General features: G+C 39.6%; 12 protein-coding genes. 10 read left to right on the top strand and 2 right to left on the bottom strand.

What is annotated here, in order from left to right:
* The first annotated feature begins 114 nt into the window (after positions 1 to 114).
* Positions 115 to 1,689, top strand: coding sequence for a flagellar assembly protein A (locus U8D43_RS07860; RefSeq protein ID WP_335870634.1), 1,575 nt, complete (start codon positions 115 to 117; stop codon positions 1,687 to 1,689).
* Between the two features lie 12 nt (positions 1,690 to 1,701).
* Positions 1,702 to 2,430 (top strand): glycerophosphodiester phosphodiesterase, encoded by a 729-nt coding sequence (locus U8D43_RS07855; protein ID WP_335870633.1) that lies wholly within the window; start codon positions 1,702 to 1,704, stop codon positions 2,428 to 2,430.
* A 7-nt stretch (positions 2,431 to 2,437) separates the two neighbouring features.
* On the opposite strand, the gene U8D43_RS07850 is transcribed toward U8D43_RS07855, so the two are convergent.
* Positions 2,438 to 2,695, bottom strand: a complete 258-nt coding sequence (locus tag U8D43_RS07850; protein ID WP_335870632.1) for a DUF2627 domain-containing protein — start codon at positions 2,693 to 2,695, stop codon at positions 2,438 to 2,440.
* A 138-nt stretch (positions 2,696 to 2,833) separates the two neighbouring features.
* Between U8D43_RS07850 and U8D43_RS07845 the strand changes: the two genes are divergently transcribed.
* From U8D43_RS07845 to U8D43_RS07810, 8 genes are all read left to right on the top strand, one after another.
* Positions 2,834 to 4,882: a sigma 54-interacting transcriptional regulator gene (locus U8D43_RS07845; protein WP_335870631.1), complete on the top strand. Its 2,049-nt coding sequence runs from the start codon at positions 2,834 to 2,836 to the stop codon at positions 4,880 to 4,882.
* A gap of 57 nt (positions 4,883 to 4,939) precedes the next feature.
* Entirely contained in the window at positions 4,940 to 5,842 is a 903-nt protein-coding gene (gene yqiS / locus U8D43_RS07840; RefSeq protein ID WP_335870630.1) for a phosphate butyryltransferase, read from the top strand.
* A 40-nt stretch (positions 5,843 to 5,882) separates the two neighbouring features.
* Positions 5,883 to 6,977: a branched-chain amino acid dehydrogenase gene (gene bcd / locus U8D43_RS07835; RefSeq protein WP_335870629.1), complete on the top strand. Its 1,095-nt coding sequence runs from the start codon at positions 5,883 to 5,885 to the stop codon at positions 6,975 to 6,977.
* A gap of 293 nt (positions 6,978 to 7,270) precedes the next feature.
* On the top strand, positions 7,271 to 8,380 hold the full coding sequence (gene buk, locus U8D43_RS07830) for a butyrate kinase (RefSeq protein WP_335870628.1): 1,110 nt from the start codon (positions 7,271 to 7,273) through the stop codon (positions 8,378 to 8,380).
* Between the two features lie 13 nt (positions 8,381 to 8,393).
* Positions 8,394 to 9,818: a dihydrolipoyl dehydrogenase gene (gene lpdA, locus U8D43_RS07825; protein WP_335870627.1), complete on the top strand. Its 1,425-nt coding sequence runs from the start codon at positions 8,394 to 8,396 to the stop codon at positions 9,816 to 9,818.
* 52 nt (positions 9,819 to 9,870) lie between these two features.
* The gene (locus U8D43_RS07820) at positions 9,871 to 10,869 is read left to right on the top strand and encodes a thiamine pyrophosphate-dependent dehydrogenase E1 component subunit alpha (RefSeq protein ID WP_335870626.1); all 999 of its coding nucleotides are present in this window, start codon (positions 9,871 to 9,873) and stop codon (positions 10,867 to 10,869) included.
* Positions 10,870 to 10,883: 14 nt separating this feature from the next.
* Complete coding sequence (locus U8D43_RS07815) at positions 10,884 to 11,867, top strand: alpha-ketoacid dehydrogenase subunit beta (protein ID WP_335870625.1); 984 nt, start codon at positions 10,884 to 10,886, stop codon at positions 11,865 to 11,867.
* A gap of 29 nt (positions 11,868 to 11,896) precedes the next feature.
* Complete coding sequence (locus tag U8D43_RS07810) at positions 11,897 to 13,204, top strand: dihydrolipoamide acetyltransferase family protein (RefSeq protein ID WP_335870624.1); 1,308 nt, start codon at positions 11,897 to 11,899, stop codon at positions 13,202 to 13,204.
* A 200-nt stretch (positions 13,205 to 13,404) separates the two neighbouring features.
* On the opposite strand, the gene U8D43_RS07805 is transcribed toward U8D43_RS07810, so the two are convergent.
* Positions 13,405 to 14,385, bottom strand: a 981-nt coding sequence (locus U8D43_RS07805) for an ISL3 family transposase (RefSeq protein WP_335870623.1), incomplete at its 5' end; no start/stop codon positions are given.

Genomic DNA, 14,385 nt, shown 5'->3' with positions numbered 1-14,385 from the left:
TGTTTTAATAATATTAATCGAAAAGTTCATAATAGTTTTGCTATATATACTATCGAAATATTCTTTTTTTTCTTATACTAGAAAGTAGGATAAAAGGAATAGGTGAGTGAGAAGATGGAAATTATATACAATGATTTTTTTTCTATGAATACTCATGAAGGTGATATTTTTATCAATACCTTTAAAAAAGGATTTCCCATTAGGAAATTTAATGAGTTACTTCGTGAGCATCCAAGAATATTAATTACTGAGTTTACTGCTTTAAAGAACGCTCTTGAAAAAGGGGAACAGAATATATTAGTTGGGAAAACTAAAAATATCATTGAATGCTTGATTTCAAAAGATGAAATGAAGGCTGACGTAAAAATTAATTGCACGGTTGAAGAGCTTGAACGAGATTATGATAAGTATATGAATGAAATAAAAGAAGCTTTAAAAGAAACTGCCGTGATTTATGGCATCAAGGAAGAAGTTCTTCATTCAAATCTCATCGCAGGAAAGTTTTTTACAATCGCTGAAGGCGTTCCCCCAACTGATGGTAATCATGCAGAGTTAATCTATATTGAAAGGTCGGAACGAAAACCAACCATTCGTGAAGATGGTCAGGCGAATTACTATGATATGAATTTTCTTGTAGAGGTGAAAAAAGGGGAATGGATTGGTGAGAGAATACCACCACAACCAGGTACACCTGGTAAAACAGTGACTGGTGATTCAATTCAAGCAAAATCGGGGAAAGATCGTAGTCTTTCCTATGATAAGATTTCCGTGACCGTTTCAGATGAGAAAGATAAAACAGTCCTTAGAGCAAAAAGAGAAGGGATTGTCGAATTTACAAGTGGGAAAATTTCTATCGGAGACCATCTAGTAATTGATGGCGATGTTGGTGTAGAAACAGGGAATATTGAATTTGAAGGAAATATCACCATCAAAGGTATAATCCAATCGAGGTTTAGTGTCAAGGCCTCGAAGGATATTTATATACAAGGTGAGATGGGAGTAAGTAGTTGTGATAACATTACTTCTCTATACGGTAGTATTTTCATTAAAGGGGGGATTTTTGGTCATCAGGAGACCAGTATCGATGCTGGAAAAAATGTATATGTAAAACACGCGAATGAATGTAGAATTTATGCTGATGGGGATGTTCATATTGGCACCTATGCAAAAGGGTGTGAAATAAAAAGCAATAACATCTTCTTAGATAAGAGAAGAGGTCAGCTCATCGGTGGGGTTGCCGAAGCACATGGGATGATAACGGTAGCGGTAGTTGGTAATCGAATGGAGAGAAGAACACAACTCAAGGTATCTGGATTTGATTCCATTCAACTCGAATATGAGGTGAAAAATATCCTTTCAAGATATAAGCAATACTTAATTGAAATAGAAAGAAAGCGAAAAGTGCTGAGTACTCTTCACTCTTCACTTCTTGAGCTTAATGATCGTCAGCGAATCCAACTGGAACATTTAGAAGAAAGCCTAGAAATGGATTTGAAAGAATTAGCAGAAATCGATGAAAAACGATTAGCGATGATAAATTGGTTAGATACAAAATCTGAAGGTTTGATTGAGATCACGAAGCGAACCTTTTCAAATGTTGAGCTTGAAATGAAAAACTCCGTTAAACACTTACACGAAGGAATGATTGGGAAATATTATTTATGGAATGGACAAATGAATTATGAATAAGGAGTGATCTTGTTGACTCTAATCTTTGCACACCGTGGTGCGGCTGGTGACTACCCTGAGAATACAATGGTAGCCTTTCAAGCGGCTTTAGATGCTGGGGCAGACGGCATAGAGCTGGACGTTCAACTTTCGAAGGAAGGAGAAGTAGTTGTGATTCATGATGAAACATTGCAGCGAACAACGAACGGAGCCGGTTGCGTGCAGGAGTATTCTTTTCTGGACTTGTCTAAACTACAAGCAAACTACAAATTCAAGAGAATGGATGCTAGTATCCCCTCCCTAAAAGAAGTGTTAGATTGGTTAAAGGGTAATTCGCTTATATGCAATATAGAATTAAAAAACGGAGTAATCCCCTATCCTTATTTAGAAGAAAAAGTCATTGAGCTTATTAAAGAGTATTCCCTTCAAGATCGGATCATACTTTCATCTTTTAATCATTACTCGATCGTGAAATGTTACTCTTTAGATCCTTCTGTTGAAATTGCTCCTCTGTATAATATGGGTTTATATATGCCCTGGGTGTATGCAAAATCGATTCAAGCAAAAGGGATACATCCGAAGCTAAGAGCTGCTCCGCCCAAAATTATTAGAGCTGCCATGGAAGCGGGAATCGAGGTAAGGCCTTATACGGTCAATAGGGAGAAAGAGATGAAACAATTATTTGAGTTGAATTGCTCAGCCATCATTACTGATTATCCGAAAAAAGCGAAGGAACTTGCTCAACAATATAAAAAAGCCTAACAGGAATTCAATCCTTGTTGGGCTTTTTTTGATTTCTCTGAAACTTAGGTTGAACCTTATTTCGCTTTCGATCACGATAAAAAATAAATCCAGCTACAAATCCTAGCCCAATAATGAAAAATAAAAAACCAACTAAAAACTGCAACCATAAATAAGGGAAAGGGTCTTGTAATAGACCGAAAAGTACATCTCTCATCCATTTAATACCGAGCGCAGCAAGAAATCCAGGTATAAGCATAATAACTAAGGCCATTATTCGTGTCATTTCAGCATTCTCCTCCAAGCTTTATACAGAAATCAGCATAAACGAAAGAAAATATTTGTCAAGGAAAAGGCTTTCATATACAATAAAGGAAGAGTGTGAAGTAATTTGCAGGCATTGACCTAAAGAGGTGGAATTATCTTGCAGAGAGTTTTAGTGGTTGGAGGTGGAAACGGGGGACTTGCCGTACTGAAAATTTTGGCAGAGTCGACGGTTTTACAAGTTTGTGGAGTGGTCGACTTAAATGAACAATCCCTCGGTATTCAGTTTGCCAAAAAGCATCATATCCCTTACGGTCAAAACTGGAGGGAATTCTTAACAGATGAAATTGATATTGTTATTGAAGTAACAAATGACGTAAAGGTATTCGAAGAGATTCGTGAAATACGAGGCAGGAACACCGTATTAATTCCAGGTAGTGTTGCTTATTTGATCGCTACATTATTAGAAGAAAAAGAAGCGCTAATTGAACAATTGAAATCTGATTCCAAGATGAGAGAGTTGATTTTTAATTCAACAGATGAAGGCATGATTGGAATCAATTCAAGCGGTGAAATTATTCTATTCAATGCTAGCGCAGAAAAAATTACCGATTCACCTAGGCAAAAAGCACTCGGTAGAACGATCATGGAAATCTTGCCAGAAAGTCGTTTGCTCAGAATATTTGAATCGAGAAGGTCCGAAACCAATCAAGAGCTAGTATTATCAAATGGAAAGAAGATTATTACAAGTCGAATCCCCTTAATGGATGATCGTGAAAATGTAATAGGTGCTTTTTCAGTTTTTAAAGAAAAAACCGATGTGCTTCATTTGGCTGAGGAAATTACTAATTTAAAAGAAATTCGGACAATGCTTTCTGCAATTATTCAATCCAGTGATGACGCCATTTCGGTCGTAGATGAAGATGGTCGAGGACTTCTTATAAATCCTGCTTATACTCGAATTACAGGTTTACCTGAAGAAGAAGTGATTGGAAAACCTGCTACCACGGATATTTCCGAGGGAGAAAGCATTCACCTAAAGGTTCTTCAAACAAGAAGAGCAATTAGAGGTACAAGATTACGAGTAGGACCGAATGAAAAAGAAGTAGTCGTTAACGTCGCTCCGATAATTGTCAATGGACAATTAAAGGGTAGCGTAGGTGTCATTCATGATATGTCTGAAATTCAATCACTTACTAGGGACTTGGATCGAGCACGGCGGATAATTCGAACGTTAGAAGCTCGATACACATTTGAAGACATTATTGGCGAGTCAGAAGAATTAACATTAGCCGTTGAACAAGCTAAGCTCGGAAGTAAGACTCCAGCTCCAGTACTTCTTAGGGGGGAAATTGGAACAGGCAAGGAGCTGTTTGCTCACGCTATTCATAATGCAAGTAAGCGTAAATATAATAAATTCGTACGTGTACAAATGTCATCGATTCCGTTTGAACAAATAGAAAGTGAGCTGTTTGGACAAGTAGAAGAATCGAAAGATGGGTACAATAGAAATAGAAAAAAAGGCCTCTTTGAAGAAGCACATAATGGAAGTATTTTTTTAGATGATATCGGCGAGCTACCACTTAACATTCAATCAAAACTATTACGTGTTTTACAAGACAAGGAATTTTTTCCAATTGGATCCTCTGCGCCAATGCCTATTAATGTTCGGGTGATAGCAGCAACCAATATGAATTTAGAAAAGGCAATTGGATCCGGAAGATTTAGGGAGGATTTGTATTATTTGTTAAATCGAATGCCGATTCAAATTCCGCCAATTCGAAAACGAAAAGAAGATCTTCCGAGCCTTTGTAAACATATCATCGAGAAAATAAATGTTGATTACGGTCGCCAAATAGAAGGTATAACCGAAGAGGCCTTAGTCAAAATCCACTCTCATGACTGGCCAGGTAATTTGAGGGAGTTGGAGAATGTCATTAGTTCTGCGATGATTTTTATGGCTCAAACTGATCTACAAATAGGAGCGAAACAGTTGCCCGGTTTCACAGAAGATGACTCGATGAGTAAACAAGAGAATCTCAAACAACAGGATTTAACTCAACTTGTAGAACAGTTTGAACGGGATATTATTTCATCTACACTTTCTAAACATCATGGCAACAAAACTGCCACCGCTAAAGCCCTAAAAATATCCGTTCGAAATCTTTATTACAAATTAGAAAAATACGGAATTGACACAGGTGTATAGTCGGTAAGCTGAGAAGTGTACTTACATACTATTTCGTTGAAAGGGTTGATATCGAAAATGAAATTACAAAGCCTAATCGAGCGAGCGAGCCAGATTTCCTCTGCGACTGTAGCTGTCGCTTCAGCAGCGGATAAAGAAGTTCTGGAAGCAGTGTCGATGGCACTAGAATTAAATTTAGCGAAATTCATTCTTTTCGGTCATAAAGATGAAATGAAGACGTTGATCAATGAGAATGTCCCTCATTTATTAAAGCATGAGGACATTACGTTGAAGCATGTTTCTTCTCCGAAAGTGGCTGCAGAACAAGCCGTTAAAGCGGTCAAAACCAATGAGGCAAATGCCTTAATGAAAGGGAATGTAGCTACAGCTGTTATCCTAAAAGCTGTTTTGAATAAAGAATTCGGATTAAGAACAGGGAATGTGCTCTCTCATGTAGCAGTGTTTGAAGTTCCTGGAATGAACCGGTTAGTGATTTTAACCGATGCAGCCATGAACATTCAGCCAACATTAGAGCAGAAGGCACAAATTGTACAAAATTCTGTAAATATAGTTAAATCAATCGGTATTCATATGCCAAAGGTTGCGCCAATTGCAGCGGTTGAAGTAATCAATCCAGCAATGGAGGCGACCCTAGATGCAGCGGCTCTTACGCAGATGAATCGTCGCGGACAAATTAAGGATTGTCTGATCGATGGTCCATTGGCATTGGATAATGCGATATCAATGGAAGCTGCTAAACACAAAGGCATAAGTGGTGAAGTGGCGGGGCAGGCAGATATTTTGCTTGTACCAAACATTGATACAGGCAACGCACTCTATAAGTCGCTGGTCTATTTTGCTCAAGCAAAAGTGGGTGCAGTGATTGCTGGAGCAAAAGTACCTATTGTACTTACTTCCCGAGCAGATAGTTCGGAAAGTAAATTACATTCTCTAGCACTTGCTATATGCTCAGCTCAATAAAAATAACTCAGAGTAACCAACTACGGGGAGGATATTAATTATGAAAATTTTCACTTATATGGAGAAATACGACTACGAGCAACTGGTTTTTTGTCAAGATGAAGAATCTGGTTTGAAAGCTATTATCGCCATTCATGATACTACATTAGGACCAGCACTAGGTGGGACACGCATGTGGACTTATGAGTCTGAAGATGCAGCGATTGAAGATGCATTACGATTGGCCAAAGGAATGACTTATAAAAATGCTGCGGCCGGTCTAAATCTTGGTGGGGGGAAAACGGTAATTATCGGAGACCCACGACAAGACAAGAATGAAGAAATGTTCCGTGCCTTCGGTCGCTATATTCAAGGACTAAATGGCCGATACATTACGGCAGAAGATGTTGGGACGACAGTTGCTGATATGGATTTGATTCATGAAGAAACTAATTATGTAACAGGAATCTCGCCAGCATTTGGTTCTTCTGGAAACCCTTCTCCAGTAACGGCGTATGGTGTTTACAGAGGAATGAAGGCTGCTGCAAAAGAGGCTTTTGGGCATGATTCATTAGAGGGATTAACCATTGCTGTTCAAGGTGTTGGAAATGTAGCCTTTACTTTATGTGAGCATCTCCATGAAGAAGGAGCCCATTTAATTGTAACGGATATCAATAAAGAAGCAGTACAGCGTGCTGTTGAAAAATTTGACGCTGTTGCTGTAGAACCAAATGATATTTATGGTGTAGATTGTGATATTTTTGCCCCTTGTGCACTTGGAGCTGTTATTAACGATGAAACCATTCCACAACTAAAAGCAAAAGTTATCGCTGGAGCTGCTAATAATCAATTGAAAGAAACTCGTCATGGAGATACTATTCATGAAATGGGACTTGTGTACACCCCTGATTATGTCATCAACGCAGGAGGGGTTATTAACGTAGCAGATGAACTGTATGGTTATAACCGCGAACGAGCGATGAAAAAAGTAGAACAAATTTATAATAATGTCGAGCGTGTTTTTGAAATCGCTAAACGTGATGGGATTCCAACTTATAAAGCTGCTGACAGAATGGCAGAAGAACGCATTGATAAAATGCGTCGTTCAAGAAGTCAATTCCTACAGAATGGACATCATATTTTAAGTCACCGTTAAAAGTTAGGTATGAGCGCTTTGCGTGCAGCAAGGCGTTTCACCTTTTTATATTAATGGCTGTTTTCGCAAAGATTGTGGCTTTTCGAATAAAAAGGAATGCCTTGACTTGTATGATTTCGTGCTCTTTTCCTAATGAAAAATTCTTCATTTCTAGATAAAAAAGAAGAAATCAATCGAAAAAACCCTACTGCCTGTTTTTTCTTTGTGTCAAGAGCAACAATGTATACGAAAAGAGCCATATTAATTAAGGAAGAAGCTCATAAAAAGAGCTGTGATTATTGGAGGTTACAACATTGCAAGAACAAGATCATCGAATACTGGTTATTAATCCGGGATCAACATCAACGAAAATAGGGGTATTTGAAAACGACGTACCGATTCTAGAAAAAACGCTTCGTCATGATACTGCTGTGATCAGCACATTTGAAAACATCATCGATCAATATGAATTCCGGAAAAATACCATTCTTGAAACACTTGATGAAGAAGGAATGAACATTTCAAAATTAAGTGCCATTTGTGGAAGAGGGGGGCTTCTTCGTCCAATTGAAGGTGGAACGTATTCAGTAAATGACGCGATGTTAAAGGATTTACGTGAAGGATTCTCAGGACAACATGCTTCAAATTTAGGGGGGATTCTTGCTTATGAAATTGCTACAGGCCTAAATATCCCAGCTTTTATTGTTGATCCTGTAGTCGTGGACGAATTAAATCCAATCGCAAGAATTTCTGGTTTTTCACTAATAGAACGAAAAAGCATTTTTCACGCTCTAAATCAAAAAGCCGTAGCGAGAAGAGTAGCAAAAGAAATCGGCAAGCCTTATCAAGAATTAAACTTGATTGTTACCCATATGGGCGGTGGTATTACAGTCGGTGTTCACAAAGAGGGAAGAGTGATTGATGTAAATAATGGCTTGCACGGAGATGGGCCTTTTAGTCCTGAAAGAGCAGGTACCGTCCCAGCAGGTGATTTAGTCGATCTCTGCTTCTCAGGAGAGCATTACCGTGATGAGATTATGAAGAAGCTTGTTGGTCAAGGTGGACTTGTAGGGTATCTCGGTACAAACGACGCCATCAAGGTTGAAAAAATGATTGAAAATGGCGAAGAACAAGCCACCCTTGTATACGATGCGATGAGTTACCAAATTGCTAAAGAAATTGGTTCTGCAAGTGCTGTTCTTGCCGGTAAAGTAGATGCTATTATTTTAACCGGAGGACTAGCATATGGAAAAGAATTTGTGAAAAATATCTCGAACCGAATAAGTTGGATTGCGGATGTTATCATTCAACCTGGTGAAAATGAGCTCCAAGCCTTAGCTGAAGGAGCTATCCGTGTTCTTACAGGGGAAGAAAAAGAAAAAAATTACCCTGACTTTGAAGCGTCGAAAGTGAGGATTCAATAGAGGAGGAATAACCTTGGCTGAAGAATATGATCTTGTTGTTCTAGGGGGAGGCACAGGTGGCTATGTATCAGCCATCCGAGCATCCCAATTAGGTTTGAAAACAGCGATTGTTGAAAAAGGAAAATTAGGAGGTACATGTCTTCATAAAGGTTGCATACCAAGTAAAGCACTTTTACGTAGTGCAGAAGTGTACGCAACGGCAAAACGAAGTGATGAATTTGGTGTTGAGCTAAACGGAGTTTCGTTAAATTTCCCAAAAGTTCAAGAACGAAAACAGGGCATTATTGATCAACTTCATAAAGGTGTCCAGCATTTAATGAAACAAGGAAAAATAGATGTGTATGAGGGACTAGGTCGTATTCTTGGTCCATCCATTTTTTCACCAATGCCCGGGACAATCTCGGTTGAAATGAATAATGGAGAAGATAATGCGATGCTGATTCCTAAAAATGTCATCGTTGCAACGGGTTCTCGTCCTCGTTCATTACCTGGATTAGAGATTGACGGAGAATTCGTCCTATCTTCTGATGAGGCGCTTGATTTAGAAGAACTACCAAAATCAATCATTATTGTCGGCGGAGGAGTTATTGGGATCGAATGGGCTTCCATGCTGTCTGACTTTGGTGTTGATGTAACCGTTTTAGAATATGCCGACCGCATTGTTCCAACGGAAGATCACGAAATTTCAAAAGAGATGCAGCGTATCCTGAAGAAAAAAGGACTGACGGTTTTGACGAGTGCAAAGGTGTTGCCTGATACCTTGCATAAAGGAGAACAGAATGTGACGATTTCTGCTGAGCATAAAGGAGAACAAAAATCCTTTACAGCCGATAAAATTTTAGTGTCTGTCGGCAGGCAAGCTAATACAGAAGGCATCGGATTGGAAAATACTGATATTGTCGTTGATAAAGGATTTGTTTCTGTAAACGATTACTATCAAACAAAAGAATCACATATATACGCTATTGGAGATGTAATTGGTGGATTACAACTTGCTCATGTTGCCTCTCATGAAGGGATCCATGCAGTAGAACACATTGCCAACCAAACACCAGATCACATTGATTATTCTCTTGTCTCTAAATGTATTTATAGTGCCCCAGAAATGGCTAGCGTAGGATACACTCAGAGAGAGGCAGAAGAAAAAGGACATAAAGTTAAAATTGGGAAATTCTCTTTCCGTGCCATTGGGAAAGCACTCGTTTTCGGCGAGTCAGATGGGTTTGTTAAGATTATTGCAGATGAGGAGACCAATGATATTCTGGGAGTTCATATGATCGGTCCACACGTAACGGATATGATTTCAGAAGCAGGTCTTGCCCGTGTATTAGATGCAACCCCGTGGGAAATAGGGCAAACAATCCATCCTCATCCAACGTTGAGTGAAGCGATTGGAGAAGCAGCCTTAGCAGTAGATGGAAAAGCAATACATTCATAATCATTTCGAAGAGCATATTCGCTCTTCTACATAAAGAGTAGGAGGTTTCAGTATGACTGAAAATCGTCACCAATCACTTGGTTTAAGTGATGAAAAAGTAATTGAAATGTATGAAATGATGCTTCTTGCTCGTCGAATCGACGAACGCATGTGGCTGTTAAATCGTTCAGGAAAGATTCCATTTGTTATTTCTTGTCAAGGTCAAGAAGCGGCTCAAGTGGGAGCATCTTTTGCCCTAGATAAAGAAAAAGATTATGTTCTACCATATTACCGTGATATGGGTGTGGTCCTAACCTTTGGGATGACACCAAGAGACATAATGCTTTCAGGATTTGCAAAAGCAGAAGATCCAAATTCAGGTGGCCGTCAAATGCCAGGTCACTTTGGCCAAAAGAAAAATAATATAGTGACGGGATCTTCTCCTGTAACAACACAAGTTCCTCACGCAGTTGGAATTGCCCTTGCTGGGAAAATGGAGAAGAAAGATTTGGTTACTTTTGTCACATTTGGAGAAGGGTCTTCCAACCAAGGAGATTTTCACGAGGGAGCAAACTTTGCGGGTGTGCACAAACTGCCGGTTATTTTCATGTGTGAAAACAATAAATATGCGATTTCTGTGCCGATAGAAAAGCAGTTGGCGTGTAAAAATGTCTCAGATCGAGCAATTGGCTATGGTATGCCGGGTTGTACGATTGATGGAAATGATCCTCTGGAAGTTTACAAAGCAGTAAAAGAAGCGGCAAATCGTGGACGTAACGGAGAAGGTCCAACATTAATTGAAACTGTTTCATATCGTCTAACACCACACTCATCAGATGACGATGATCGTAGTTATCGATCGCCTGATGAAGTTGCTAAAGCTAAAACGAATGATCCAATTATCACGTTCGGAGCTTACTTAAAAGAAGTTGGCGTAATGGACGATGTGCTTGAAAAAGAAATTAATGATCGCATAATGAAACAAGTAAACGAAGCAACGGACTATGCTGAAAATGCAGCATATGCAACTCCAGAGAGTGCAATGCAGTTCGTATACGCTGAAGAGAAGTAAGGAGGAACAAAGGTATGGCAGTTATATCTTATATCGATGCAGTAACAATGGCCATTCGTGAAGAAATGGAACGAGATGAAAAAGTGTTCGTTCTAGGTGAAGATGTAGGACAAAAAGGGGGCGTATTTAAAGCCACCCACGGATTATACGACCAATTCGGTGAAGATCGTGTATTAGATACCCCTCTAGCAGAATCAGCAATTGCGGGTGTAGGAATTGGAGCTGCGATGTACGGTATGCGCCCAATCGCGGAGATGCAGTTCGCAGATTTTATTATGCCAGCGGTGAACCAAATTATTTCGGAAGCATCTCGCATTCGTTATCGTTCAAATAATGATTGGACTTGTCCAATGGTTATTCGTGCGCCATATGGTGGTGGAGTTCATGGTGCTCTGTATCATTCACAGTCGGTTGAGGCAGTTTTTGCGAATCAGCCAGGATTAAAAATCGTCATGCCGTCTACGCCTTATGATGTGAAAGGATTGCTAAAAGCGGCGGTACGTGATGAAGATCCAGTTCTTTTCTTTGAACATAAACGTGCCTATCGTTTAATTAAAGGAGAAGTTCCTGACGAGGATTACACTCTTCCAATTGGTAAAGCGGACGTGAAACGTGAAGGCGAAGACGTAACCGTAATTACATACGGTCTATGTGTCCATTTTGCTCTTCAAGCTGCTGAACGTTTAGCACAAGATGGCATTGACACACACATTTTAGATTTGAGAACGATTTATCCTTTAGATAAAGAAGCTATTATGGAAGCGGCTTCAAAAACCGGGAAAGTTCTTTTGCTAACTGAAGACAACAAAGAAGGAAGCATCATGGGTGAAGTTGCCGCCATTATCGCTGAAAACTGCTTATTTGATTTAGATGCGCCTATACAGCGTTTAGCAGGTCCAGATATTCCTGCAATGCCGTATGCTCCGACAATGGAAAAGTATTTCATGGTTAATCCAGATAAAGTAGAAAAAGCGATTCGAGAATTAGCTGAATATTAAAGAGAAAAATGTGTTAGGAGGGTTCCCTGTTGGCTATTGAAAAAATTACAATGCCCCAACTTGGAGAAAGTGTAACCGAAGGTACCATTAGTAAATGGTTAGTATCTCCAGGGGATACAATAAACAAATATGATCCCATTGCAGAAGTAATGACAGATAAAGTAAATGCTGAGGTACCATCCTCATTTACTGGAATAATGGCAGAGCTGATTGCTGAAGAAGGCGATACTCTTGCTGTTGGTGAAGTGATCTGTACAGTTGAAGTTGAAGGTGGAGTATCTGAACCTTCTAAAGAAAAGTCCGAAGAAAAAACGGTAACAGTCGCAACTTCGTCGAGTGCAACACAAATCAAAGCACCGAAAAAGCAAGCGAAAGGAAAAGCTCGCTATTCTCCAGCGGTATTGAAGCTTTCCCAAGAGCATGATATTGACTTAGCGTTAGTAGAGGGAAGCGGCAAAGAAGGTCGTATTACTCGTAAAGACTTACAAAAACTGATTGAAACAGGTTCGATTCCAACAGCAAGCGGGAACCCAGTTGTGGAGCCTGTTAAAGAAGAAGTGATCAAACCATCCGTTCCTGCAGCACCTGCAGTTCAAGCGGCTAAACCACCTGCGCCAAGTGTTCCGATTGCGCCAGGTGATATTGAAATTCCAGTATCAGGTGTTCGTAAAGCGATCGCTGCTAATATGCTCAGAAGTAAGCACGAAGCTCCACATGCTTGGACAATGATGGAAGTTGATGTGACTAATCTAGTAGCGTATCGAGATTCTTTAAAAACGGAATTTAAATCACGTGAAGGTTTCAACTTAACCTATTTTGCATTCTTCGTAAAAGCTGTTGCGCAAGCATTAAAAGAATACCCACAAATCAACTCCATGTGGGCTGGAGATAAGATTATTCAGAAGAAAGATATTAACATTTCCATTGCCGTAGCTACGGATGATGCTTTATTTGTTCCTGTTATTAAAAACGCGGATGAAAAAACCATTAAAGGCATCGGACGCGAAATCGCCGAGCTAGCTGGAAAAGTGCGAGCAGGAACATTGAAGTCGGATGAAATGCAAGGAGGAACTTTCACCGTAAATAATACAGGGTCATTTGGTTCTGTTCAGTCAATGGGCATTATTAATTACCCACAAGCGGCGATTCTGCAAGTAGAATCTATTGTGAAACGACCGGTTGTCATGGACCATGGTATGATTGCTGTTCGTGATATGGTCAACCTTTGTCTATCATTAGATCATCGTGTACTAGACGGATTAATTTGCGGTAAATTCTTGCAAAGCATTAAAAAGAATCTTGAAAGCATTTCAAAAGAGAATACCTCTGTATATTAAGTCGAAAAAGCTGAACGTTCTTTGGAGCGTTCAGCTTTTTTTAAAAGTGAAGATACCCCTTAGTAAAAAAATGGCTCCTCGTCATTTACAGTGATTATATAGAGAAAATCCAACTCTCTTTTTCTCAAAACCTAAAAACCGGACAAGGGAATGAGTTCAGTTGTGAGCGAAGTATGGCTCCGCACTGTTACTCATTCTTTTTATTTGAATGCGAAATCCAGTTTTCCTGCAAGTAGGTAGATCATGGCGATCATATTCTTATCCGAACGATACCCACGAGCTTTTCTCTTCGCTGCCTGAAATAAACTATTTGTCCCTTCTAATAGTCCGTTAGTTAGCTTGGACTTAAACCACTGGACGATTCCTGCATAATGGCTTTTAATCATTTTAGTCACTTCTACCATAGGTTCTAAACGGCAACGTAGGCCCCATTGGATCCAGTCTTTTAATGCCATCTCGGCGATTACTCCTGGGTAACGATAAATCTCCTGCAAGGTTAGTTTCATCCGGTATGCCTTTGTCGTATCGAGTTCGCAATCTTTTAAGCGGTCTAGTGTTTCTTTTTGTTTGGGTGTTAAATTTTGTTCATTTTTCAGCCAGATATAACGTGTATTTTTAAGGTCTGAACAGCTTTTACGCTCTTCTCTCTGTACCTTGTCTACAGCCTTGTTTACAGCTTGAATGATATGGAATTTGTCAAAGGTAATAGCCGCATCTGGGAACTGGTCTGTGGCCCCTTTGATAAAGGCAGGAGACATGTCCATACAGACTTGCGTCACATTTTCAGCCTTGCCTCCATGAGATTCCAAGTGTTTTTTACACTCTAACCAAGTACTTGAATCTTTCCCTTTTGTAACGTGGATGACATTCTTTCCTTTAGGGTCCATGAAGATGGTCACATACTGGTGACCTCTTTTAGCAGAGGTTTCGTCGGTACTAATCATTGTCACGTGGGATAAGTCTTGAGCTTCTATGGCATGATCAACGTAATAATGAATGATCCGCCATAATTGAGTATCATGTTCTTTGACAAGCCTGCTTATGGCACTCATCGGCATATCTTTAGCCAAAGTTAAAATGAAAGAGTCAAAAAGTAAAGTGAAGTTGGAACGTGGTTTCACAGCCCAAAGCTCATCCACATGGAACCCGACACTTTGGTGCAAGGTTGAAGTGAAATGAAA

The organism is Bacillus sp. 2205SS5-2, assembly GCF_037024155.1.
In the GTDB taxonomy this organism is placed as follows: Bacteria; Bacillota; Bacilli; order Bacillales; family Bacillaceae_K; genus Bacillus_CI.
Note: the sequence above shows the minus strand (reverse complement) of the source record. Positions and strands in the feature narration are given on the sequence as shown.

Bases quoted from the DNA above. Each gene is read 5' to 3' on its own strand.
- U8D43_RS07860 (WP_335870634.1), top strand. From the start codon at position 115: ATGGAAATTATATACAATGATTTTTTTTCTATGAATACTCATGAAGGT.
- U8D43_RS07850 (WP_335870632.1), bottom strand. From the start codon at position 2,695: ATGACACGAATAATGGCCTTAGTTATTATGCTTATACCTGGATTTCTT.
- yqiS (WP_335870630.1), top strand. From the start codon at position 4,940: ATGAAATTACAAAGCCTAATCGAGCGAGCGAGCCAGATTTCCTCTGCG.
- bcd (WP_335870629.1), top strand. From the start codon at position 5,883: ATGAAAATTTTCACTTATATGGAGAAATACGACTACGAGCAACTGGTT.
- U8D43_RS07820 (WP_335870626.1), top strand. From the start codon at position 9,871: ATGACTGAAAATCGTCACCAATCACTTGGTTTAAGTGATGAAAAAGTA.
- U8D43_RS07815 (WP_335870625.1), top strand. From the start codon at position 10,884: ATGGCAGTTATATCTTATATCGATGCAGTAACAATGGCCATTCGTGAA.